This is a genomic window from Streptomyces polyasparticus, assembly GCF_014493765.1.
Classification (GTDB): Bacteria; Actinomycetota; Actinomycetes; order Streptomycetales; family Streptomycetaceae; genus Streptomyces; species Streptomyces polyasparticus.
Genome location: NZ_JACTVJ010000005.1, coordinates 128,269 through 150,902 on the forward strand (window position 1 = coordinate 128,269; position 22,634 = coordinate 150,902).

The window sequence follows — 22,634 nt, forward strand, 5'->3', positions numbered from 1 at the left end:
CGTCCCCCGTCAGTGCTTCAGGATCTTGGACAGGAAGTCCTTGGCGCGGTCGCTCTCGGGGTTGTTGAAGAAGTCCTCCGGAGCGCGGTCCTCGACGATCTTGCCGTCGGCCATGAACACGACGCGGTTGGCGGCCGAGCGCGCGAAGCCCATTTCGTGGGTGACGACGACCATCGTCATGCCCTCGCGGGCGAGCGACTGCATGACCTCGAGAACCTCGTTGATCATCTCGGGGTCGAGCGCCGAGGTGGGCTCGTCGAAGAGCATCACCTTCGGGTCCATCGCGAGGGCGCGGGCGATGGCCACGCGCTGCTGCTGACCGCCGGAGAGCTGCGCCGGGTACTTCTCGGCGTGGGCTTCGAGGCCTACGCGGGTGAGGAGTTCACGCGAGCGCTTGTCGGCCTCGTCCTTCTTGCGGCCGCGCACCTTGACCTGCGCGAGCGAGACGTTCTGCAGCACCGTCTTGTGGGCGAAGAGGTTGAAGGACTGGAAGACCATCCCCACCTCGGCCCGCAGTTTCGCGAGCCCCTTGCCCTCTTCCGGGAGCGGTTGCCCGTCGAGCGTGATCGAGCCCGACTGGATGGTCTCGAGCCTGTTGATCGTCCGGCACAGCGTCGATTTGCCCGAGCCGGACGGCCCGATGACCACCACCACCTCCCCGCGTCCGACGGTGAGCTGGATGTCCTGGAGGACATGCAGCTTTCCGTAGTACTTGTTGACGTCACGCAGCTCGATCAACGGATCGACGGCCATGTACGGACCTGCCCACTCTCAGCTGTTCAGTCCGCGCAAACTATCCAGCGCAATATGGGACTTAACAGGCGACACGCATGTTTGGGGCATAAACCGTATTTTGGCCAACGGGTTGTCGGCGTAGGTCAACAGGCCGATGGCGTCGGTCAACGCGGGGGCGGCGCTCAGGCTTCGGAGGCCTCCGCGTACACCTGTGACAACTCCGGTGCGCCGCCCACGGCCCAGTCCAGGCCCGCCTCGACGACCTGGATCTCGCGTCCGGAGGCGAGCCGGACCACCGGGTGGCCGCCGGGCCAGACATGCCAGGTGGCGCCGGGCACGGTGCGGACGACGACGGTGCCGAGATAGAGACCGGCGTCGTTGCCGAGCCAGGGCAGCAGTTCGGGATCGTCGCGCCAGCGCGGGAGCAACTGGTCGAGCGCCTCCAAGGACGCGGGGGAATCGTCGAGTTCGAGACCCACGCTGTCCGCCTGAGAGCGCAGCAGGGCGCATTCGGAGAGCAGCTCGGCCACGCCTTCGGGGTCTTCCTCGAATGCGGCAGCGAGGGGCGCCTCATCGCTGCCGGCTGCCTGCCTCCTGAGCCACCGGTCGACAAAAGGGATGTTCATACACCCAGAGTCGCATCCACCGCGGCGGGGCACCACAGGGCGCGCGGATCGATCTCGCTTATCGCACATACGCTCGTTCCGCCTTGAATTCAGGGCGAGTTAAGACCTCGGTCATTGACGCGTTCCTGCCACCTCCTTAGCTTCATGGCGCACCGGTCGTCACACCGTCCACGGAAGGAGTCCTTCGTGCGCCGAGGTCTGTGGGGTGGGGCGGTGGCACTTGCGCTGGTGGCGGGCATGGCGCCGGGCACCGTCGTCGCGGCCGGGGAGCGACTCTCCCCCGCGCCGCTGGAGCGGCTCTTCGACAACCGCGCGATCAGCGATGACGCGGCGCCCGGCGAGGCGGACTTCGACGGTGCGGGTTCCTCGCTTTCGGCGCAGGATCTGGCGGCGGCGGGCTGGACACCGGGCCGTTCACTCTCCGTGGACGCGACCTCACTGCGTCTGCCGCGCACCGGTCCCGGCGAACGGGACAACGTGCGCGCCGACGGCCAGTCCGTACAGCTGCAAGGGCGCGGGGATGCGCTGTCGTTCCTGGTGGCGGGGACGGGCGGCGAGGCGAGCGGCACGGGACGGGTGCGCTACCGCGACGGGTCGTCGAGCGCGTACCGGCTCACCGCGCCCGACTGGCGGGCGGGTCCGGCCGCGACGAAGGCGGTGGCGCTGCCGCATGTGAACACCGCGGACGGTCAACTCGCCGAGAAGGCACGGCTGTACGTGGTGTCGGTGCCGCTGGCGCACGGGCGCGAGGTCTCCTCGGTGGAGCTGCCGCGCGATCCGGGCGCGGCCGATCTGCATGTGTTCGCCCTGTCCGTACGGGAGTCGGCGCGCGGCTGGACGGGCAGCTGGTCCGCGTCCCCCGCGGGGTACACCGCGGTCGGGCCGTGGACGGAGCGGACGCTGCGGCTCGTGGTGCACACCTCGGCGGGCGGACCGCGGGTGCGGATCAGGCTCGCCAACACCTTCGCGTCGGCTCCGGTACGGATCGGCTCCGCCAGCGTCGCCGTACAGGGAGCCGGGGCGCAGGCGCGGGAGAAGCCCGTGGCTCTGACGTTCCGCGGGGAGAGCGGGGCCGAAATCCCTGCGGGTGCGCAGGTGTTGAGCGATCCGGTGGACTTCGCCGTGCCGGCCGGAGCGAATCTGCTTGTCTCCTTCCATCTGCCCGGCACGGTGAGCGCGGCGCCCGTGCACAGCCAGGCGCTGCAGCGGTCGTACGTGAGCGAGGCCGGCGATCACTCGGGGGCCGCGGACGGCGGGGCGTACACCTCGACGATCGGCACCTGGCCGTTCCTGACCGGGGTCGACGTCGGGGGCTCCGCGGAGTCCGTGGTGCTGCTCGGGGACTCGATCACGGACGGGGTGAAGTCCACGCCGGACGCCAACCGGCGCTGGCCCGATGTGCTCGCACGGCGGCTGCGCGCGCAGGACGACGTGCCGCGCTACGGGGTCCTCAACCACGGGATCTCGGCCAACCGTGTCGTCACCGACGTGTACTCCGGCGACGGGGTGTCCACGAGCACCGGCGGAGTGAGCGCGCTGCACCGGCTCGAACGGGATGTGCTCGCGCAGACGCGGGCGCGCACCGTCGTGGTCTTCGAGGGCGTCAACGATGTGCGCTGGGGCGCACGGGCCGGCGAGGTCACGGACGGGCTGCGGGAGATCGCGCGACGGGCGAACGAGCGCGGGCTGCGGGTCGTGGCCGCCACGATCGCGCCCTGCGAAGGCGAGGCGCGGTGCACGGCGGCCGTGGATGCTGAACGGCAGGCCGTGAACGAGTGGATCCGTACGAGCGGGACCTATGACGCGGTGCTCGACTTCGATGCCGTACTGCGGGATCCGGCGCATCCGGCGCGGCTGCTGCCCGTGTACGACAGCGGGGACCATCTGCATCCCGGGGATGCGGGTCTTGCGGCGATCGGGGAGTCGATCGATCTGCGGGTGCTGTGAGGCTCGGGCCGGGGCCGTTGCGAAGCTCGGGCCGGGGCCGTTGCGAAGCTCGGGCCGGGGCTGTCGTGAGGCTCGGGCCGGGGCTGTCGTGGGTTCGCTGCCGCTCCGAGGTTCAGGCGGTCGCGCCCGCCGGGCGGGAGAGGTCGATGCCGCGCCGGGTCAGCTTGAGGGTGTAGACCGTCTCGCGGCTCAGCAGGCGGCTGACGCCGGCCGAGAGCGCGACCGCGAGCAGCAGCGGCATCAACAGGCCGTACGCGCCCGTCAGTTCGAGCATGATGACCACGGCGACGATCGGTGCGCGGGCGCTCCCCGTGAACACGGCCGCCATGCCGACCATGGCGAACGCGGCGGGGGCTGCCGCGTGGCCGGGGAACAGTGCCGAGGCCGCGATCCCGAAGACCGCGCCGAGCATCGCGCCGATGAACAGGGAGGGCGCGAAGACTCCGCCCGAGCCGCCGATGCCCATGGTCAGGCTGGTCGCGACCATCTTGCCGGCGAGCAGCAGAAGCAGCAGTCCGAGCGCGTACTTGCCGTGGGCCGCGTCTTCGAGGACCGGGTAGCCGACCCCGTACATCTGAGGCAGGACGAGAAGGAGCGCGCCGAGCGCCAGGCCGCCGACGGCGGGGCGCAGCCACTCGGGACCGCGCCAGATGCGGTCGCAGAGGTCCTCGACGGCGTACAGGAAGCGGGTGAAGACGATGCCGACGGCGCCCGCGACGAGGCCGAGCACGGCGAACAGGGCGTACTGGTCGGGGTGTTGGACGCTCAGGCCCGGCAGCGGCAGGAAGACCTCGTTGCCGAAGACCGCGCGGGCCAGGGCGCAGGCCGTCACGGAGGCGATGGCGAGGATGCCGAAGGTGCGGGCGGTCCAGCGGCGCAGGATCAGCTCCATCGCGAACACCACGCCGGCCAGCGGTGCGTTGAAGGTCGCGGCGATACCGCCCGCTGCGCCGCAGGCGAGCAGCAGGGTGGTGCGCTGTTCGTCGGCGTGGATCAGGCGGCCGAGCGTGGAGCCGAGGGCCGAGCCGATCTGCACGATGGGGCCCTCGCGGCCGACGCTGCCGCCACCGCCGATGCACAGGGCGGAGGCTAGGGACTTCACGACGGCGACGCGGCCCTTGATCCGGCCGCCGTTCTGCGCGACGGCCAGCATGACCTCGGGGACGCCGTGGCCGCGGGCCTCGCGGGCATAGCGGTGCACGAGCGGGCCGTAGACGAGACCGGCGACGGCCGGGGCGAGCAGGACGAAGAACGGGCCGAGGTGCGGGAGCAGCGGATGGGCCGCTCCCTGGGCCGCCGCATAGTCGGCGTGGCCGGAGAAGAGCCGGGTCGCCCCCATCACCATCCAGCGGAAGAGAACCGCGCCGGCGCCCGCGCCGACACCGATCACGACCGCCGGAGCGAGGATCCGCAGCTGCCCTGCTGTCTCGTCCGGGACCTTGAAACGCGGAACCTTCGTACGGACATATCTGGGCATATCGCAACGATATGCGGCGAGGGCCGGTCGGCAGCAGAGCCGACCGGCCCTCGCTCGCGGGGCTCAGGTCCCGCCGCGCGTACGGTCAGATGTCCAGGTCGACGACGACCGGGGCGTGGTCGGAAGCGCCCTTGCCCTTGCGCTCCTCGCGGTCCACGTAGGCGTCGGTGACGGCCTTCTGGAACGCCGCGTTCCCGTACACGAGGTCGATGCGCATGCCGCGGTTCTTGGGGAAGCCGAGGTTGCGGTAGTCCCAGAACGTGAAAGGCACGTCGTACTTCAGAGGCCGCGGCATGATGTCCGACAGGCCCGTCTCGCGCAGGGCGGTCAGGGCGGCGCGCTCGGCCGGCGTGACATGGGTGGCGCCCTCGAAGAGGGTGATGTCCCAGACGTCCTCGTCGGTCGGGGCCACATTGAAGTCGCCGAGCACCGCGAAGGGGCGCGAGCCCTGGGCGTCACCGGCGATGGCGGCCTTGAGCGCCTCGAACCACTGCAGCTTGTACGCGTAGTGCGCGTGGTCGGGCTCGCGCCCGTTGGGCACGTAGACCGACCAGACACGGGCGCCGCCCACGGTGGCGGAGATCGCACGGGGCTCCGGGGCGCCGTCGTAACCCGGATCGCCGGGCAGGCCCCTGACCACGTCCTCCAGGCCTACGCGGGAGACGAGCGCGACACCGTTCCACCGGCCCGTCGCGTGCACCGCCGACTCGTAGCCCAGCTCGCGCAGCTCGTCGGCGGGGAACTGCTCGGCCGCACACTTGGTCTCCTGGATGCACAGCACGTCCGTGCCGCTGTTCTCCAGCCAGGCCAGGAGGCGCGGCAGTCGGGCGGTCACGGAGTTCACGTTCCAGGTGGCGATACGCATGCGGCCAATCTACCCGCCGGGTCCGACAGTGCTGTCTCCGTTCCGTTGACCGGGCTCCGCCCCCTGCGCCCCGGGGTCGAAGCGGAGCGGGTACCGGAGCAAGATGGGCTCATGGAGCTGACCAAGAAGACCCACGCATGTGTACGGCTCGAGAAGGACGGCAGCACGCTGGTCATCGACCCCGGGCTGTTCGGGGCGGCGGACGACGCGGTCGGGGCCGACGCGGTCCTCGTCACGCATGAGCACCCGGACCACTTCGCCGAGGACCGGCTGCGCGCCGCCCTGGAGGCGAATCCCGGAGCCGAGATCTGGACGCTGCGGTCGGTCGCGGACCAGATCTCGGCGGCGTTCCCCGGCCGGGTCCACACCGTCGGCAACGGTGACGCCTTCACCGCCTCCGGCTTCGACGTCCGGGTGTACGGGGAACTGCACGCCGTGATCCACCCGGATCTGCCGCGGATCACCAACGTCGGCTTCCTCGTCGACGGTTCCGTCTTCCACCCCGGCGACGCGCTCACCGTGCCCGACCACCCGGTGGACACGCTGCTGCTGCCCGTGATGGCCCCGTGGAGCAAGGTCTCCGAGGTCATCGACTACGTACGCGAGGTCAAGCCGCAGCGCACCATCGACGTGCACGACGCCCTGCTCACGGATCTGGCCCGCCCCGTGTACGACACGCATCTGACGAACCTGAGCGGTGCGGACCATCTGCGCCTCGCGCCCGGGGACGGGACAGGGCTCTAGGTCTGTCGTGACGCCGCGAGCTATTCGCGGGGCGTCGTCTCCTCCTGGACTACCTGCTGTGCGACCCGGAACGCCGCGTTCGCCGCGGGAACGCCGCAGTAGACGGCGGTCTGCAGCAGGATCTCCTTGATCTCGTCGGGCGTGAGGCCGTTGCGCAGGGCGGCCCGGGTGTGGAAGGCCAGCTCGTCGAGGTGGCCGCCGCCGACCAGGGCGGTGAGCGTCACGGCGCTGCGCATCCGGCGGTCGAGGCCGGGGCGGGCCCACACCTCGCCCCAGGCGTAGCGCGTGATGAGGTCCTGGAAGTCGTCGGAGAACGCGTCGCTGCCGCCGAGCGCCCGGTCGACATGGGCGTCGCCGAGAACCTCGCGGCGCACCTTCATGCCCATGTCGTACGGGTCCGGGCGCGCGCTTCCGTTCACCTGGGACTCGACGGGCGCTATCTCGGCGACCGGGCCGCGCGGCTCACCGGGCCCGGCGAGCACGGGGACCGCCGGCGGCGCGGCGAGCGCGGCATGGGCCTCGGTCCACGCGGTGGAGAAGTGGTGCACGAGCAGATCCGTGACGGCGGCCGGCTGCTCGACCGGGGCGAGATGCGAGGCGCCGGGCACGACCGCGAGCCGTGCGTCCGGGATCCCGGCGACCAGGGTGCGGGCCTCGGCGGGGCCGGTCACCTGGTCCTCGGAGCCGACCAGGACCAGGGTGGGCACACCGATCCGGCCGAGTTCCGTCCGTATGTCGAAGGAGGCCAGCGCCTCACAGGCCGCGATGTAGCAGCCGGGGTCGGTGGTGCGCACCATCTGCACGGCCCACTCGGTGATCGCGGGCTGCGCGGCGGCGAAGCCGGGGGTGAACCAGCGGTCCGGCGAGGTGCGCGAGACGGGCTCGAGCCCGTTCGTACGGACGATCACTCCGCGCTGCCGGAACTCGTCGGCGGTCCCGAAGCGGGGCGAGGCGGCGATCAGCGCGAGCGAGGCGACCCGCTGCGGGTGGCGCAGGGCGAGGTCGGCACCGATCGCACCGCCGAGCGCACAGCCCACGTACCCGAACCGCTGGACCCCGACCTCGTCGAGCGTCGCGAGCAGCCGGTCGGCGAGCGCCTGCACGGAGTCGGCCGGGTGGGCGGGGGCGCCGCCGTGCCCGGGCAGATCGAAGCGCAGCACCCGCCAGGTCTCGGTGAGCTCGGGTATCTGGCGGTCCCACATGTGCCATGTGGTACCAAGTGAGGGTCCCAAGATCAGGGCTGGAGCGTCTTCTGGCCCGTCAGAGCGGTATTGCAGGGTGTTCGCTGGTGTCTCACTCACCCGCCTGACTCTCTCATCTGTCACGACAGCCCCTATGAGCGGGGCCCCGGCTGCAGCTGTCTGACCAGGTGGAAGACCTCTCGGGCCGCGTAGCGTTCGAGGCAACGGACAATTTCGCGCCGGGTCTTGCCTTCCTTGATGCGGCGCTCGCAATAGTCCCGAGTGCGCTGGTCGACCCGTAGACACGTGAACACGATGCGATGGAGCGCGGCGTTGCCCTGGCGATCGCCACCGCGGTTGAGGCGGCGGTACTGCCGGCGTCCGGAGGAGCGCTCGACGGGACTGACGCCGCGCAGCGCGGCGAAGGACGCTTCGCTGTCCATGCGTTCCGGGTTGTCCCCCACCGTGATCAGCAATGCGACGGCCGTGTCCGGTCCGATACCCACCACGTCGAGCAGCTGCGGGGGATGGCGTTTCACCAGCCGGGTCAGACGAGCGTCCGCCTCGTGGATCTGCTCGGAAAGCTCACCGATCCGGTGAGCCAGCAGACCCAGCGTGATCCGAGGGCCTGCAGCACCGATTCCTCGCCCCAGGTGTCCGTGCGATGGCTCGTGTCGGTGAAATGCGCGCAGGTCCGAAGAGTTCAGCGTGGCCCAGACCTGACAGTTGTTCCCGCAAGGCGGGGTCGGCTGTGATGAGGACGGCCTTGAGCTGATTGATGGGCCTGCGTACGGGCTTTGACAGACGACGTCCGAACGAAGGCGTTCGTCATCCTGGACGGCACCCTGCTGCCGATCGACCAGATCGCCGCCGACACGCCGTACTACTCCGGGAAACATGAGCGCCACGGCATGAACGTGCAGGTGCTCACCGACCCGGCCGGAAGGCCGCTGTGGGGCCTCACCCGCGCTGCCCGGCTCCACGCACGACCTGACGGCCGCCCGCGCACACGGGATCACCGACGCCCTGGTGGACACCGGACTCAAGTGCTGGGCCGACAAGGCGTACCAAGGCGCCGGCCGCCCCGGCCGTATCCCATTCCGGGGCCGTCGGCTCAAGCGGTGGAAGCGGCGGCACAAAACACCACCCACGCCAAGATGAGATGCCTCGGCGAGCAGGCCATGGCCGCCCTGAAGAGCTGGCGACTCCTGCGGAAGCCTCGCTGTTGCCCCCACCGAATCACCGAGATCGTGAAGGCCGTCCCCGTCCTTCAGCACGCATCAGCGTGAGGTCGGAAATGGCTCACTCCCGGGTGTGGATGCGATCGAACAGACAGGCCCCGGACCCCGCATGACCTGCGGTTTCCAGGGCCTTCACCTCGGTGGGGAATCAGCTGCGAGTGATTTCCACCGTTGCCTCCGCGGAGGAGGCCGTGTGCCAGCGGTCGCCGCCGTACGCCACGACATAGCGGACCGCGCCAGGCTTGGCCGGGGCGTCGGTCGCCGTGAAGGTGCCGTCGGCCGCCACCGGTACGGAGCCCAGGGAGACGCCCTCGGGGTCGGAGGCGTCGTGGCGGGTGACCGTGACCGTGGTTCCGGGCGCGATTCCGGGGGTCAGCGTGCCGGTGAGGGTGAGCGCCTGGCGCTTCCTGCTGGTCGCGGGAGCGTCGAGGGCGATGGTCGTGTGTACGGGCGTGGCGACCGGGAGAGAATGGAGCCGGAGCCCCATGACCCCGCTCTCCTTCGTCACGGTGAAGAGCCGGCTCCCGTCCGGCGCCCAGGCCAGGCCCCGAACCACCGGCGCCTGCGTGGCGGCGCCCACCTCGACCGAAGTCAGCGGAGCCGAGGCGACCGGGGCGTAGACGGACACGTCCGGCACGTCGGCGCTCGTGTTCTCCGTGGCCCCGGCCACTATGCCGTCGGGTCCGGCGGCGACGGCCACGGGCGAGGCCGGGGACGGAGCGGCATGCGTCGCCACGTCCGACAGATCGTCGATGCGGAAGGCCCGGTACCCCGGCGAGATGAGGGCGGCGGTCAGGATCGAACGGCCGTCCGGGGTCACGTCGATGTCCCGCAGCCCGTTCATCTCGGTCCCGGACAGCACCCGCCGCTTGGTCATCACGGGCGAGCCGCTGCTCACGTCGTACACCGTGAGGGTGTTGCGGTTCGGGTCACCGGTGCCGACCACCAGCACGTTCGGGTCGGCGGGGGAGGCGACGAGCTCCGCCCCGAAGTCCAACGAACTGTCCAGGCCCAGTGCGACGACCGGCTCGGCGGCGCCGATGTCGATCGACCCGAGGTCACCGCTGACGCCGTAGCCGAACCACAGCTTCCCGCCCGCGACCGCCACGCCCCACGGGGCGATGCCGTCCCCCACGTGGTACCGCGCGGTCTCTGCCAGCGTCGCGGTGTCGTACGCCACGATGGTGTCGATGTCCCGCGCGGCCACGTACAAGGTCTGTTCGTCGGGCGAGAGCGCCAGGCCGCCGGCCCCCGGGAGGCCGCTCAGCCACGTGCTGTTCCCGTTGTAGTCCGACACCACGACCCGTCCGTCGGCGCCGGCCGGCATGCTGAGGAAGATCTTGCGATGACTCCCGTCGACTTCCATGTCGGCGAGCTGGTACAGCGGCAACGACACACCAGTCGCCGCGTACGCCGGGGCCGTCCCCGGTATCGCCAGCAATGCGGAACCGAGCGCCGCGGCGAACGTGGCACTCAGTATGCGTCTGGATCCGCGCATGGCGGAAACCCCCTCTGTGTCCTGTGAGTTCATACCGGCAGCCCCTCGACCCACCGGCGGAGACGACGTCCGACGCCGTCGTCGATCATTCTGCGCCGTGATGTGTGGATCATGTGCCCTTCTCGGCAAGAAAGGGGCAGCAGACTTCGTCGGTGCCTCGCCGTCCACGGCCCCGGGGGATCCTCACCTCGCCCCGGCGCGCCGGCACCACTCAGCCACCGGCTACAGGTCGGTAGGTCGCGGGATGGCCCGTACCTTCGCCTACGACGTCGGCGAGACCCTCGTAAGGGATGACCGTCACTGGGCACCGCGGGCCGACTGGCTGAACACCCCACGCCACGCCTTGTCCGAGCTCGTCGGCGGCGTCGTCGCCCGTGGCCAGGACAACGGCGTGCCGCCCATCAAGCGCGGGAGGAAGCCGGCCACGGCGAGCACCTCGACGAGACCGACGTGTACGAGGACGTGCGGCCCGCCGGCGCCCGCGATCTGTCCGCTCCCGGCTCGTCGAGCTCACGCGGTGGGCCGTCCCCTACGCCGATGGCCCGTTGCCGTCCGCGTCAGTCGCCTACGTCCGCACGGAAGTGCTGGGACTGCTGCGTGATCAGGTGACAGCGGGGTGCATGCTGCGTGTGCTGCGGGTGGGGTCATGATGGTCTCGTACTCGACGGGGGTCAATCGGGTCTGGCGTCGGCGGTGGTGGTAGGTGTGTTCGATCCAGGTCACGATCGCGTTCCGCAATTCCTGTCGGGCGGACCGGACTTGACGGTCCAGGACGTTCTTCTGCAGCAGCGCGAAGAAGCTCTCCATGGCCGCGTTGTCGCCGGCTGCACCGACCCGGCCCATCGAGCCGACCAGGCCGTTTCGGGTCAGGGCGGAGACGAATTTCCGGGACCGAAATTGCGATCCGCGATCCGCGATCCGCGATCCGCGATCCGCGATCCGAATGCACGATGCAGCCGTCTACTTGTCCGCGGCGATCAACGGCGGACTGCAGGGCTGTTACCACGAGGCGGGACTTCATCCTCGAGTCGATGGAATAGCCCACGATCCGGCCCGGGAACACGTCCTTGATGGCGCATAGACAAAGCTTGCCAGCGCCGGTGGAGTGCTCGGTGATGCCGGTCAGCCACAGCCGGTTCGGCGCAGTGGCGGTGAAGTTCCGCCGCACCTTGTTGTCGTGGACCGGCGGACCGGCCTTGGCGTTCTTGCCGCGGCCCCTTCGCTTGCCGAACGCGCTCCACCAGCCGTTGCCCCGGCAGATCCGCCAGGCGGTCCGCTCGGCCATCGCCTCACCGGCGACGCAGGCCTCGTCGAGGAGGAAACGGTGGCCGAACTCCGGGTCGTCACGATGCGCGTCGAACAACGCGTTGGCCCGATACGCCTCGGCCAGTTCGGCGTCGGTGACCGGGCTTCTCACCCACCGGTAATACGGCTGGCGGGCCAGCTTCAGCACCAGCACGTCACCGCCACCGACACCCGACAAGGAGCACCGGGGGCGGCCAACGATGCAGGATCGATGCCTTCACCAAGGCGGGCTGCGCTGGGGCTGCATTTCTTGGAGAACAAGCTGGCGCAGTGCCTGAAATGTGGGAGGCGACCGACGGAACGCATTGACCGGCCGTAACGTAGCTTCCGCTTGGGTGGGATCCCGCGTAGGAGTGCCCAGTTCCCGCCCCTGAGCGTCGGCGCTGACGCACCGATGGACCCCCGCCGCACCGACTGAGCTGCCCCGGGTTTCGTAGAGTCCGGTGATCTTGTTTCAGGCGGACTGCGGGACTCGTTCCTGGCTCTGCCAGAAGTCGCGTTCGTACTCGGCCGACGGCACGTAGTCGAGCGCGGAGTGGAGGCGTTCTTCGTTGTACCACGTGATCCACTGGAAGATCGCCCGCTCGACCTGGTCGACGTCCTTCCAGGGGCCCTGCATCTCGATCAGTTCGGCCTTGAAGGTGCCGTTCAGGGCCTCGGCCATGGCGTTGTCGTAACTGTCCGCGACGGATCCGACGGACGCGGAAGCGCCGATGTCAGCGAGCCGGTCCGTGTACCGGATTGAGACGTATTGCGACCCTCTGACGCTGTGATGAATGAGGCGGGAGTCCTTCTTGATGCGCCGACGCCACAGCGCCATCTCCAAGGCGTCCAGCGGGAGTTCGGTGCGCATGTGGTTCGCGATCTGCCAGCCGACGATCATGCGGGAGAACACGTCCAGGACGAACGCCACACACGCCCAGCCTGACCAGGTGCGGACATACGTCATGTCCGCGACCCAGAGCTGGTCGGGGCCGTCGGCGGCCAAGTCCCGGTCGACCAAGTCCGGCGGCCTCGGCGCGGACGGTTCCGGAATGGTCGTGCGGCGGCGCTGGCCGCGGATGACGCCCTCGATGTCGAGTTCGGCCATCAGGCGCTCGACGGTGCAGCGGGCCACCTCGACGCCCTTGCGCCACAGCGCACGGGTGATCCTGCGGGCTCCGTAAGTGCCGCCGGACTCGGCGTGGACCTGCTCGATCATGGGCATGAGCTGTTCGTCCCGCAGCCGGCGCGCGGACTTCGGACGCCTCTTGCGGGCGAAGTACGTCGACGGCGACAGGTTCAGCTCCCGGCAGACGGGATCGACCCCGAGACCGCGTTCACGCAGGTGGTCGATCACCTGCTCGGCCTCGTCCGGGGACGGTCGATCTCCTGGGCAAAAACACCGAAGCGGCTTTCAGGATCTCGTTGGCCCGCTTCAACTCGGCGTTCTCCTTGCGGAGTTGCTTCAGCTCGTCGCGTTCGGCGGTGGTCAGCCGGTCATCGCGTTCACCGTGGTCGGCTTCGGCCTGGCGGACCCACTGACGCAGGGCTTCCTTGTGGATGCCAAGGTCCTTCGCGACGTGCGCGCCAGGCCGGCCGGTGGTGCGGACCTCGCGGATCGCGCGCTCACGCAGTCCGTCGGGGAACTTCCGTGGTGCCGGCACTGATGTGGTTCTCCTTCGCCAGGACCGTAACCATGGCATCAGGGACTCCACAAATCTCAGTACAGCTCAGCCGGGACATTCGCGGCCGACGTGTCCCCATGTACCTCGTCCAGCGTGACGGCATATGGGCTTGCCTCCCACTACCGGAAGCCCGGAGATAGGCCCATCAGCCACGAGTCCGACGAGTACCTCGCGCGCAAAGAGCGCGTCGCGAAGGATTCCGAAGATCATGGTTTCCACGTCGCTTTCGAGTCGCAGACCGCCGACGGACACGCACGCCTCGACGTGCACGTCAGTGGAGCCAACGGCATCGTCCTGGGCTATGAGCCTCAGCTGAGCATCCAGACGGCCCACGGAATGCGTACGCGAGAGGGATTCCGGCGCCGCGCCGGGATTCAATCGGTCTGGGACTTCGTCGACTCTGACCACGCCGGAATCGGCACCGTCCCCCCACGTCCGCACGCCCAACCTGCCGGCCTCCGTCATACGGGTGCAGAAGAACCCCATCGCGGTCCGGGACGGCAACTTCGTCCTGGAGGAAGGCCAGTGCAGCCAAGACGGCGCGCTCACCCGGTGGGCGGAGAAGCTCTGCGATCCGGAGAACCCCACTGATTCCGGGTTCTGCGGGGGCTGGCACCGCGTCCTCGTGCCCGCCCATCAGTCGAGCAGCTTCACCGGGGAAGGCGGTCTGACCCTGACCCGGTTCGTCGCCGAAGCAGCGGCAGGTGAGCGGGTCCCGTTCCAGCGGAGCGGGCACCACGGTTGGCTTCCCGCACAGCAGTGGCAGCAGTACATCGCGGCGAACGGGCCCATCCTGGACGACAAAGAGCGCCGGCCATCCATACGAAAGGGAGACCGTCGTGACACGTGCCCCGAGGACCGGCGGCTTCGGAAGCGCGGGCTGAACCGAAGCAGAGGCGTGGCAGCCGCTCGATCGTCCTCGAGTCCCGCCCGCGGGAGGCGGAGGCCGCCAGGCTTCCGGTCGACGCGATGGGTCAAGTGATCACGTTCTGCCGCTTCGGGTGCGGCCAACCCGCAAGCCTTCCAGGTCCAGAAGGGCTGCCCGAGCACTTCTCCTGCCGCAGGAAACATGAGGCGTGATCGACTGCGATCGGCTGCCTCAGCCACACGTCAGCGCATGCAGGTGATCGTGAACGTCGATCCGCGCCAGTTCCCGCCGCACTCGATCGTTGGGGCCAAGTCTGGCGTCATCTCGGCCCCACAACGAAAGCCTCCGTCGATACAGCCGACGGGGGGCGACCTCAGCCACAGCTGTCACACCCGTGTCACCAACACCGTTGACGCGCCTGGACCACCAAGACCAAACCTGCGCGAACGGCGCCGAACTGGACCACGTGGACGTCAGAAGGCGGTTCTGCCTACCTGTGCCAGGTCGCGCCCAGGGAGGGGCCCAGGGAGGGGCCCAGGATCAGGACGGGGGCGTCCTCGGGGCCGTCGAAGCGGTATTGCAGGGTGTTCACGGGTGTCTCACTCACGCCCTGCACGCTCTCATATCTCGCGGCGGCCCATGTCGGGGGCGGTGAGGATACGGGACGGGTCAGGTGAAAGACGGCCGGGTACGCGCGCGGGATCGCTTTCCGGCAGTGTCCTCCAAAGAGACCGAACTCGCCTGCGGTACCTCGCCCTGAGCACCCGGCCGTTGGAGCCGGACCGGGCGCCCGCCTGGACGGCAACGCCGCCAAGACGGTTCCTCCCGAGGTCCTGTATGCCGATGTGGCACTCCTCGGCCCGGCCTGGCGCCAGGGCGATCGGCCCGCAGACGCGAATGCCGTAGGAGAACATGCCGTCGGTCACCTTCGTGCCGTATGCCTGAGGAACGGAGCAAGGGACGGTGGCGGTGGCGGTGAAGCAGATATGCGGGGCCGTGGCGACGGCGGTTTCGGTGGCTGTCCTGGTGCCGGTGCTCGTGGCGGCCCCGGCCGTGGCGGCTCCCGCGCGGTGCGGAGCGGCCACCGGGCCGTACCAGCGACAGCTTGAGGCGCAGCTGAAGCTGTCGGTGGACGGGCGGCAGTCGGCGGCGGACTGCGCAGCGATCCGCTCGTTCCAGGCGAAGTACGGGGTGCGCCCCACCGATGGGTATGCGGGGCTGGCCACGTACCGGCAACTCCTGGTGGTCCAGGCAGGCAAGAATCCGAACGCGGCCGGAAAGTGCCCCGTCCGCCCCAGGCAGAAGGTGGCCTGCGTCGATCTGAGCAGACAGCTCACCTGGGTTCAGCGGGGCAAGAAGATCGTCTTCGCGCCGGTCCCGGTCCGGACAGGGCGTGACGGTATGGAGACCAGGCCGGGTTGGCACCGTGTCTACTGGAAGAACCGGCACCAGATCTCAACGGTCTACAACAACGCGCCCATGCCGTATGCGCAGTTCTTCGACGGCGGCCAGGCGTTTCACGGGTCGTACACCGATCTGTTCTCCGGTGGCTCCCACGGCTGCGTCAATATGCGCAAGGTGGACGCCGCACGGCTGTGGAACGTGCTGAGGGTCGGCGACCTGGTCTATGTGTGGGGCCGCAAGCCGGGCACCTGAGCACAGGAGCCTGGTGTCAGGAGCCAAGTGTCAGAAGAGTGTTGCGCCGAGGTCCTGGCCGGGGCGGGCGCCGGGCAGGACGTAACAGACGGCCGAACCGCGGTGCACCACGAAGGGGCTCAGATCGTCCTCTGTGCCCAGGCGTTGCTGAACGCGCACAAAGAGCGCGGGATCCCGCATGAAGGCGAGGAAGAGCAGCCCCTGGTCGTCCGGGCCGTTGTCGTACGAGTAGCCGCGGCGCAGCATGCGGGCTCCACCGTCCAACCTGGGGTTGGCGGCCCTGACATGGGCGCGCGCGGGAATCACGTAGCGACCCTCGGGTGTCTTGGTGAACAGATCCACCTCGTCGTGCTCCCGTTGCCGCCCGAGTGGCGCTCCGCTGGCGCGCCTGCGCCCGATGGCCTCCTCCTGGCGTTCGCGTCCGAGATCCGTGAACGCGGCGATGCGCATGTGGATGCGGCGTACGACGCAGAAGGTGCCATCGCTGCCGGGGCCTTCCTTCAGCCAGACCCACCGCTCGCACTCGGCGGCGTCGAGCGTCGCCGTGCCGTCCTTGAAGCCGAAGAAGTTGCGCGGAGTCTCCCCGTCCGTGACAGGCGGCAGGAAGCCGGGCTGCCGCCAACGGGTCCGCAGGACCCCGTCGGCAAGTCTGGTGAGGATGCCGGCCACGACCGCGACGGTCCACGCGTCGTCCGCGCACACCTGAACGAGTACGTCGCCGCCGCTGCTCCCAGGGTCGAGCCGGTCGCCGGGCAGCGGCGGGAGCCCGCGCAGCTGTGCGGGGACGGACAGCCCGCCCAGCCGTTCCGGCAGCCCCGGGCCGATACCCACGGTCACGGTGAGCCGGGCCTGCCGCGCCCGCTCAAGGCCCGGCTCGGCGCTGCCGCCGTCGCCGTCCTCGGTGGCCGTGGCGAGGACGCGGGTCCAGCGGCTGAGTACGGCGCGCAGGGTCTTCACCCCGGCCCGCCCGCGTTGAGCGGGGGAAAGGTCGTAAGCGGTCAGGAGCACCGAACCCTGCTGGCGGGTCGTCACCCCAGCCTGCCGGGCGCCGTGGAAGGGGACTCCGTCGGGGCCCGGCGTCCTGCCATCCTGCCGTGCGGGCCGGTCGCACCCGGCGGCGAGCGCTGCGGTCAGCGCCCCGGCGCCGGTCAGTACGGTGCGCCGGGCCGGTACGGATGGCAGATCCGAGGGGCTCCCGGCACGCATGGATCTCACCCTTCACGGAACTCTCGAACGTGTCATTCCACGTTCTCTTCGCGAACGGGACGATACACCTGTCTTTCATGACACCAACTTCCCTTCCCTGCCTGCCGGAACGCTCCGGCAGACGCACCGTGACAGCGGTTCTTCTCGCGGCTCTTTGCTGTGCGGCCACGGCCTGCGGCACCGCCACGGAGGGAGAGGGCAAGGCGCGCCCCGACTCCGCAGGGCCTGTCACCATTGAGGTGCCGCAGGATGCGCCGACCATCCAACAGGCCGTGGACGCTGCCCGCCCCGGCGATCTGGTCCTGGTATCCCCCGGCGTGTACCGGGAGAGCGTCACGGTCGCCACCCCCCGGGTGGTGCTGCGCGGCACCGACCGGTCGAGGGTGGTCGTCGACGGCGAGTTCCGCCGGTCCAACGGCATCACCGTCACGGGCGCCGCCTCCGCCGTCGAGAATCTGACGGTGCGCAACAACCTGGCCAACGGGCTGCTGTTCACCGGCGTCACAGACGAGGCGCGCCAAGGCGCGGGCGCGGGCGGCTCCGCGTACGACCCCCTGGATCCCGAGGAGTTCCCACCCCTGCGAGGGTTTCGCGCGTCGTACATCACGGCCTACAACAACGCCCTCTACGGCATCTACGCCTTCGACGCGCGCGACGGCATCATCGAGCACTCCTATGCCTCGGGGCACGCCGATTCCGGGATCTACGTCGGCCAGTGCGACCCGTGCCACACCCTGGTACGCCACAACACGGCCGAGCACAACGCCGTCGGGATCGAGGTCACCAACGCCTCACAGCGGCTGTTCCTGCTGGGCAACCGTGCCGCCCGCAACCGTGTGGGCATGACGCTCAACTCCAATGATCTGGAGGCGCTGGGGCCGCAGCACGCAGCCGTCGTCGCCGGGAACGCCCTCGCCGACAACAACGACGACCGCAGCCCCGAACAGGCCGACGGCGGCTTCGGTATCGGGCTCGGGGTGGGCGGCGGCGAGGGCAACCGCTTCGAGCGCAATCTGATCACCGGGAACAGGTCCGCCGGAATGCTGTTGCGGGATGTCCAGGGCTACCCGGTGCGCCGGAACACCGTGCGCGGCAACATGATCACCGGCAATGGCGCCGCTCTGGTGCTGGCTGCGCCGCACACGGCGGGCAACTGCTTCCGGGACAACCACGCACCCGGCAGCCGGCCCGCCTGGCTCACCGAGCCGGCCTCCTGCGGCACCCCCGACCGGCCGCTGCCCCGCCCCGGCGCCGCCGCCCCGGTCGTGGCGCCGCCCGGCGTCTCCTTCCGCGAGGTCGCGCCGCCGCCCGCTCAGCCGGGGATGCCGGGCGCCGCTTCCGCCCGGCCCCGTGCGGCGGTGGGTCTGCCGGGGCGGGTGGATCCCGCTGCGTTCGGGTTGCCTTCCTCCGCGTCGGCGGTGCCCGCGCAGTGAGCGCGTGTGCCTCAACCTGCAGTCGCGGTCAGTGGTTCTTCCACGGTTCGCCGGGAACACCGGTGCGCAGTCGGGCCGCGCCGAAGTCGACGGTCAGCGGCTGCCCGCTCCCGGTGAGCATCTCGACGCGGCGCAGTCCGCCGTCCCGGTCGATCCAGTAGGTGAGCGGAGACCGGGCACGGGGGCGCTGCGCGGACTTGAGCCGCACGGACTTGCCCGGGGCGGGTCTCGGACCCGAGAAGACCCCGTGGTCGCGGCCGTCGATGCGCTCGTTCCGCAGCCACATCGGCCCCGACTGCGTAAGGAGTTGGGCGTTGTCGGGGCGGTCGGCCGCCAAGGACAGGGACAGCCGGAGCGCCGTGTCGAGCGGGTCGGAGGTGTAGTGGCGGGGCGTCCACGCGATCCCCGGTTCCCGCACCGCCGCGGCCACGGCCGCCGGTTGCACCGGCGCGGCCCCACGCGTGCCGGGCGCCAGGGCGAGGCCGCCGAGGTCCCAGGCGACCAGTCCCCGGTCCCGGCCCGCCCCGGCACCGGCCGTCCCGTCGAGCACATACGAGCCGACGGCCCGGTGCTTGCGGTAGTCGACGGTCCCGCGCACCAGCACGGTGCCGTCGCCTGAAGGCACCCGTACCGTGACCTCGGCGGGGCTCGTCTCGTACACCCGGAATCGGGCCAGGGCCATGCGCTGCGCCTCGTCGACGGTGACCGGACGCGGCTCGGCACCCGGCTCCGCGGCGGCGAACGCGAGCGCTCCGGCCAGGGCGGCAGCCGCGCCGGACACCACCCACAGCAGAGTGCGGCGACCAGGGCGGAAGACGCCCGGGGGGATACGCATGGATGGTGCCTTTCTTACGGGTCGCGTCGTGCAGGTCCTGGTCTACAGGTCCTGAGGATCTTTCGATCTTGTGCCGATGGACCGTTCCCCGGTCACGACCGGGGAACGGTCCATCGGCGCTTTCACCCCGAGGGAACCGCCCGCGCTACTTCTTGGCGGGCTCACCGCGCTTGTTGGACAGCGTGACCACCTTCCCGAGCCCCGCTCCCGCGTTCCCCGCGGTCAGAAGGTACGGGCCCGACACGCGTTTCGCGGGCATGAGGTAGCCCTCCGGTACGGCGGTCTCCTGCACGTAGTACGTCGCACCGGCCCGCAGTGAGTCGAAGGTGCAGCGTCCACGCCGGTCGGTCGCGCAGGCCGCACCCACCCGGGTGTCCCTGGACACACCGGAAGTCTGCAGTCCGCTCAGGCCGTTCGTCTCCCGCCAGAGCTGGAACACCGCGCCGGGAAGCGCCCTGCCCGAGATCGCGTCCTTCTTGGCCACCGTCAGCCGTACGTCCTGGAAGAAGCCGAAGTCGTACGTGTGGTTGTCCTCGCCAGGCCCGCCGGTGGTGAGGGTGATCTGGGGGTAGCGGCCGCCGGCCGGAACCCTTCCCTTGTTGTCGATGAAGGCGTTGCCGCCCGCATCGGCTTTGGTGATGTTCCAGCGGTACAGCGGTCCGCCGTCCGCGTAGTCCGCGGGATGGTCCAGCTTCACCGTGTACTGGGTGTCCGGCTTGAGCCCGCCGTCCACGTTCGAGTCGTCGAAGTAGTACTCGCCGCGGCCGGTGGTCTTCGTGGTGCCGACCAGCTTTCCTGCCGCGTCGTAGAGATGCACGGTCGCCCCGGGCACCGGGCGCTCGCCCGGATCCTGGATTCCGTCCTTGTCGACGTCGTACCAGACGCGGTTGCCGATCTGCAGCGGGGCCTGGTCGCAGAGCAGTTCCAGGTCGGCGAGTCCGTTGCCCTTGCCGAACAGGCCGGCGTCCCAGGGGGGCGAGTCGACGAGCGTGATGGCGCCCGCGACCGAGCCGTCGGTGTTGTCGTATTCCCGGGCGCCCTGTTGGAACGCGTTGTTGTCGAACGGGTCGAAGACCGTGCTCCACATCCGGTCGTACCCCGGCTGCAGCACCGTGCCGCCGGTTCCGGTCTGCTCATGGAACGCGTCGAACAGTTCCGTGATGTCGTTGTAGAACTCGCCGTTGCCGGGTCCGAGATCGTTGTCCGGGAAAGCACCGGTGAGCGAACCGCACTTCGCGTTGGACTCCAACGTGAAGGAGCCGCCCGTTGCGCAGGCGCGCAGGAGGTCGCCGCCGGCGACCGCGGTGACCTGCGTGGTGCCGCCCGGCACCCGGGTCGAGTTGCCTTGCATGTCGGCGTACCGGTCGCGGAGCGCGATGACCAGGTCGCCGTTGTCCGAGATCTCGATGTTGGAGAGCATCGGCTGCGGCGCGCTGGTGAACCGGAAGTCGTTCATCTGCGGTACGCGCTCGTTCCACGCCTCCCACAGGGCGCTGAGCCGACCGCCCAGCCGCTCCTGGCAGGGGAGCACTCCCCCGGCCTTGAAGCGGTAGGTGCAACCGCGCGGGTAGTCGAGACCGAAGTCGAACAGCGGTGTGAATCCGGATCCCGTGAAGGTGAAGACGAAGCCCCGCATCTTCGAGGGGTCGCCGGAGGTGGCGGTGGCGGTGACCGTGGTCTCCGCACCGCAGACACCGCCGACGAGCACCCGCTTGCCGCGCACACCGATACCGAACGGGTGCCACTCGCCCACACATCCGGCGGCGGGCCGGGGGATGGCGAACGAACTGGGGCTGCCTGCGGTGACCGCGTCGCCCGCGCCGATGACCGGAACGGTGTACAGCTTGGAGTCGTTGAGGTTCACGGCGTACAGCGTCTTGCCGTCGCCGGAGACGTCCACATCGCCGATTCCCTCGCGGCCCACCTTCGGGTAGATCGCGTCGTCGGCGAGGTAGGCGCCGTCGGCTCCGGGAGTGTGCGCGGTGAGCGTGCCCGGGAGTGTGGCGAAAGTACTGATCCCGGTTCCGGAAGTGTTGTAGCGATAGATCGCGTTCTTCGCCCCTGCGGGCCCGTACTCGGTGTGCCGCTTGACGTACGTGCCGAGGAAGACGTTGCCGGTGCGGTCGGTGCCGAGACCGTAGACCGCGCCCTGATCGCCGGTGGCGGTCCTGCGGGTGACGGTTCCGCCCGGGGGTGTGTCACCCAGCTTGCCGCCGAAGGTCATCACTCCGGCCCGGTCCTTGACATCTCCCTTGGAGAGCCCGCAGCTGACCAGGTCGGGGTTCTCCTGGCAGTACTCGGTGGGGCTCCAGAAGCCCGTGGTGTACGAGATGTTCTTCCCGCCGGACACGTCGACGAACTCTTCGTTGCTGCTCAGCGCGGTGGGCGCGCCGCTCAGCCCCTGCGCCGACGCAAGGGCGGGAAACAGGGTGCCGGTCTGCGGATTGACCACCTGGACCCGGTACCGGCCACCGGTCAGCGCCGTGCCGGCCGGGGTGAACGAGACGGTTCCGTCAGCTCCGGTCGTACCGGTGACGGTCCGTCCGGCGTCGTCCGTCATCCGTACCGTGACCTTGGAAATGCCCGGTTCCAGCACCTCGTCCCAGGTCCCGTTCGCGTTCACTGCTCGGATGACGCGCACCGTCACGGTGCCGTCTCCGGGGGCGGCGGCCTGTGCCGACGGTGCGGTACCCGCGGCGCCGAGGAGGACAGCGGTCGCGGTCACCACCGACAGGCTCCAGACGGCAGGTCTGCCACGCGGTCGGGACTGTACAGATCGATCCACGCCGATCCTCACCTCTTCTGAAAGAGGGCTCTCTGTCTCGAGAGCCACCGAGATGAAGAATGCGAACTATGGACCAGGTTTGCCTGATTCCCTGCCAGGTATTGCCTGTTTTCCTGCGAATGGATCAGTAGCGACCGCGACCTTCGTTGACGCCGAGGACCTGAGGTGCCCATACGGGGACCGCCCACGGGACGAGCGGACCCAGCGTGCGGGTGCGACCAGTGGCACTGCGGGGTCCGGCGCAGCCGTTGGCCGCCCGCATTCCGACTGACCGCAGAGGAATCAGCGCACCGGCGAGGAGATCACCAACGAATGCCCCACGACCGGGCGTTCAGCCGGACAGGCCGCGAAATTCCAGGCTCCTGGGGAAGCGGCAACACATGGAGGCAACGGCCCATTCAGGCAATTTCCCGAGCGCCCCCAACACCAGGACCGACAGAGTGACCGCTGGGCGCGCCGCGGCGTGTTTCACAACTCCTCCACATGATCATATTTACGCACCCCTCGACACGTTCGAGTATCGAACAGGCGTAGCCGTGGCGGAGTAGCCGTCGGCCGCGGACGA

At 69.7% G+C, this 22,634-nt stretch carries 14 protein-coding genes and 4 pseudogenes; 6 read left to right on the forward strand and 12 right to left on the reverse strand.

Annotation, left to right across the window (positions count from 1 at the left end; all coding sequences use genetic code 11):
• Positions 1–9: 9 nt before the first annotated feature.
• Both H9Y04_RS09075 and H9Y04_RS09080 read right to left on the reverse strand, forming a co-directional pair.
• Entirely contained in the window at positions 10–753 is a 744-nt protein-coding gene (locus H9Y04_RS09075; RefSeq protein ID WP_187813222.1) for an amino acid ABC transporter ATP-binding protein, read from the reverse strand.
• A 164-nt stretch (positions 754–917) separates the two neighbouring features.
• Positions 918–1,361, reverse strand: a complete 444-nt coding sequence (locus tag H9Y04_RS09080) for a DUF6278 family protein (protein ID WP_187813223.1) — start codon at positions 1,359–1,361, stop codon at positions 918–920.
• Positions 1,362–1,505: 144 nt separating this feature from the next.
• Between H9Y04_RS09080 and H9Y04_RS09085 the strand changes: the two genes are divergently transcribed.
• Positions 1,506–3,308, forward strand: a complete 1,803-nt coding sequence (locus H9Y04_RS09085; RefSeq protein WP_187813224.1) for an SGNH/GDSL hydrolase family protein — start codon at positions 1,506–1,508, stop codon at positions 3,306–3,308.
• Between the two features lie 127 nt (positions 3,309–3,435).
• Here the strand turns inward: H9Y04_RS09085 and H9Y04_RS09090 are convergent.
• Positions 3,436–4,653 (reverse strand): annotated as a pseudogene (locus H9Y04_RS09090) (chloride channel protein); the annotation flags it as partial.
• Positions 4,654–4,870: 217 nt separating this feature from the next.
• Positions 4,871–5,650, reverse strand: a complete 780-nt coding sequence (locus H9Y04_RS09095; protein ID WP_187813226.1) for an exodeoxyribonuclease III — start codon at positions 5,648–5,650, stop codon at positions 4,871–4,873.
• A 111-nt stretch (positions 5,651–5,761) separates the two neighbouring features.
• On the opposite strand from H9Y04_RS09095, the gene H9Y04_RS09100 reads away from it, so the two are divergent.
• Positions 5,762–6,394, forward strand: coding sequence for an MBL fold metallo-hydrolase (locus H9Y04_RS09100; RefSeq protein WP_187813227.1), 633 nt, complete (start codon positions 5,762–5,764; stop codon positions 6,392–6,394).
• 20 nt (positions 6,395–6,414) lie between these two features.
• On the opposite strand, the gene pcaDC is transcribed toward H9Y04_RS09100, so the two are convergent.
• Together pcaDC and H9Y04_RS09110 are read right to left on the reverse strand one after the other, a co-directional pair.
• Positions 6,415–7,695, reverse strand: coding sequence for a bifunctional 3-oxoadipate enol-lactonase/4-carboxymuconolactone decarboxylase PcaDC (gene pcaDC, locus H9Y04_RS09105; protein WP_187813228.1), 1,281 nt, complete (start codon positions 7,693–7,695; stop codon positions 6,415–6,417).
• A 32-nt stretch (positions 7,696–7,727) separates the two neighbouring features.
• Positions 7,728–8,474, reverse strand: a complete 747-nt coding sequence (locus tag H9Y04_RS09110; protein WP_236070692.1) for a transposase — start codon at positions 8,472–8,474, stop codon at positions 7,728–7,730.
• On the opposite strand from H9Y04_RS09110, the pseudogene H9Y04_RS46585 reads away from it, so the two are divergent.
• A pseudogene (locus H9Y04_RS46585) lies at positions 8,391–8,864 on the forward strand (transposase family protein); the annotation flags it as partial. The gene H9Y04_RS09110 and the pseudogene H9Y04_RS46585 sit on opposite strands and share 84 nt — an antisense overlap.
• A gap of 100 nt (positions 8,865–8,964) precedes the next feature.
• Here H9Y04_RS46585 and H9Y04_RS09115 read toward each other — a convergent pair.
• Positions 8,965–10,314, reverse strand: coding sequence for a YncE family protein (locus H9Y04_RS09115; RefSeq protein WP_187813229.1), 1,350 nt, complete (start codon positions 10,312–10,314; stop codon positions 8,965–8,967).
• 244 nt (positions 10,315–10,558) lie between these two features.
• On the opposite strand from H9Y04_RS09115, the pseudogene H9Y04_RS46590 reads away from it, so the two are divergent.
• Positions 10,559–10,797 (forward strand): annotated as a pseudogene (locus H9Y04_RS46590) (HAD family hydrolase); the annotation flags it as partial.
• Between the two features lie 165 nt (positions 10,798–10,962).
• Here H9Y04_RS46590 and H9Y04_RS48415 read toward each other — a convergent pair.
• A pseudogene (locus H9Y04_RS48415) lies at positions 10,963–11,856 on the reverse strand (IS3 family transposase); the annotation flags it as partial.
• A gap of 217 nt (positions 11,857–12,073) precedes the next feature.
• Positions 12,074–13,265, reverse strand: a protein-coding gene (locus H9Y04_RS09125) for an IS3 family transposase (RefSeq protein WP_438818091.1) whose coding sequence is annotated in 2 segments (ribosomal slippage) — positions 12,074–13,001 and positions 13,000–13,265 — 1,194 coding nt in all. Because the reading frame shifts where the segments join, the coding sequence is not laid out codon by codon here.
• A gap of 1,852 nt (positions 13,266–15,117) precedes the next feature.
• Between H9Y04_RS09125 and H9Y04_RS09130 the strand changes: the two genes are divergently transcribed.
• Positions 15,118–15,810: a L,D-transpeptidase family protein gene (locus H9Y04_RS09130; protein ID WP_308800920.1), complete on the forward strand. Its 693-nt coding sequence runs from the start codon at positions 15,118–15,120 to the stop codon at positions 15,808–15,810.
• Between the two features lie 30 nt (positions 15,811–15,840).
• Here H9Y04_RS09130 and H9Y04_RS09135 read toward each other — a convergent pair whose 3' ends face one another.
• Positions 15,841–17,016, reverse strand: coding sequence for a Dyp-type peroxidase (locus tag H9Y04_RS09135; RefSeq protein ID WP_187813232.1), 1,176 nt, complete (start codon positions 17,014–17,016; stop codon positions 15,841–15,843).
• Between the two features lie 128 nt (positions 17,017–17,144).
• Here H9Y04_RS09135 and H9Y04_RS09140 point away from each other — a divergent pair, with 128 nt between their 5' ends.
• Positions 17,145–18,449, forward strand: a complete 1,305-nt coding sequence (locus H9Y04_RS09140) for a right-handed parallel beta-helix repeat-containing protein (RefSeq protein ID WP_308800921.1) — start codon at positions 17,145–17,147, stop codon at positions 18,447–18,449.
• A gap of 28 nt (positions 18,450–18,477) precedes the next feature.
• On the opposite strand, the gene H9Y04_RS09145 is transcribed toward H9Y04_RS09140, so the two are convergent.
• Both H9Y04_RS09145 and H9Y04_RS09150 read right to left on the reverse strand, forming a co-directional pair.
• On the reverse strand, positions 18,478–19,284 hold the full coding sequence (locus tag H9Y04_RS09145) for a hypothetical protein (RefSeq protein WP_187813234.1): 807 nt from the start codon (positions 19,282–19,284) through the stop codon (positions 18,478–18,480).
• A gap of 145 nt (positions 19,285–19,429) precedes the next feature.
• Positions 19,430–22,009, reverse strand: a complete 2,580-nt coding sequence (locus H9Y04_RS09150; protein WP_308800922.1) for an SdrD B-like domain-containing protein — start codon at positions 22,007–22,009, stop codon at positions 19,430–19,432.
• Between the last annotated feature and the right edge of the window lie 625 nt (positions 22,010–22,634).

Excerpts from the sequence above, each read along its gene's own strand:
- H9Y04_RS09075 (WP_187813222.1), bottom strand. The coding sequence starts at position 753 with ATGGCCGTCGATCCGTTGATCGAGCTGCGTGACGTCAACAAGTACTAC.
- H9Y04_RS09080 (WP_187813223.1), bottom strand. The coding sequence starts at position 1,361 with ATGAACATCCCTTTTGTCGACCGGTGGCTCAGGAGGCAGGCAGCCGGC.
- H9Y04_RS09085 (WP_187813224.1), top strand. The coding sequence starts at position 1,506 with ATGGCGCACCGGTCGTCACACCGTCCACGGAAGGAGTCCTTCGTGCGC.
- H9Y04_RS09095 (WP_187813226.1), bottom strand. The coding sequence starts at position 5,650 with ATGCGTATCGCCACCTGGAACGTGAACTCCGTGACCGCCCGACTGCCG.
- H9Y04_RS09100 (WP_187813227.1), top strand. The coding sequence starts at position 5,762 with ATGGAGCTGACCAAGAAGACCCACGCATGTGTACGGCTCGAGAAGGAC.
- H9Y04_RS09110 (WP_236070692.1), bottom strand. The coding sequence starts at position 8,474 with ATGTTTCCCGGAGTAGTACGGCGTGTCGGCGGCGATCTGGTCGATCGG.
- H9Y04_RS09115 (WP_187813229.1), bottom strand. The coding sequence starts at position 10,314 with ATGCGCGGATCCAGACGCATACTGAGTGCCACGTTCGCCGCGGCGCTC.
- H9Y04_RS09135 (WP_187813232.1), bottom strand. The coding sequence starts at position 17,016 with ATGCGTGCCGGGAGCCCCTCGGATCTGCCATCCGTACCGGCCCGGCGC.
- H9Y04_RS09145 (WP_187813234.1), bottom strand. The coding sequence starts at position 19,284 with ATGCGTATCCCCCCGGGCGTCTTCCGCCCTGGTCGCCGCACTCTGCTG.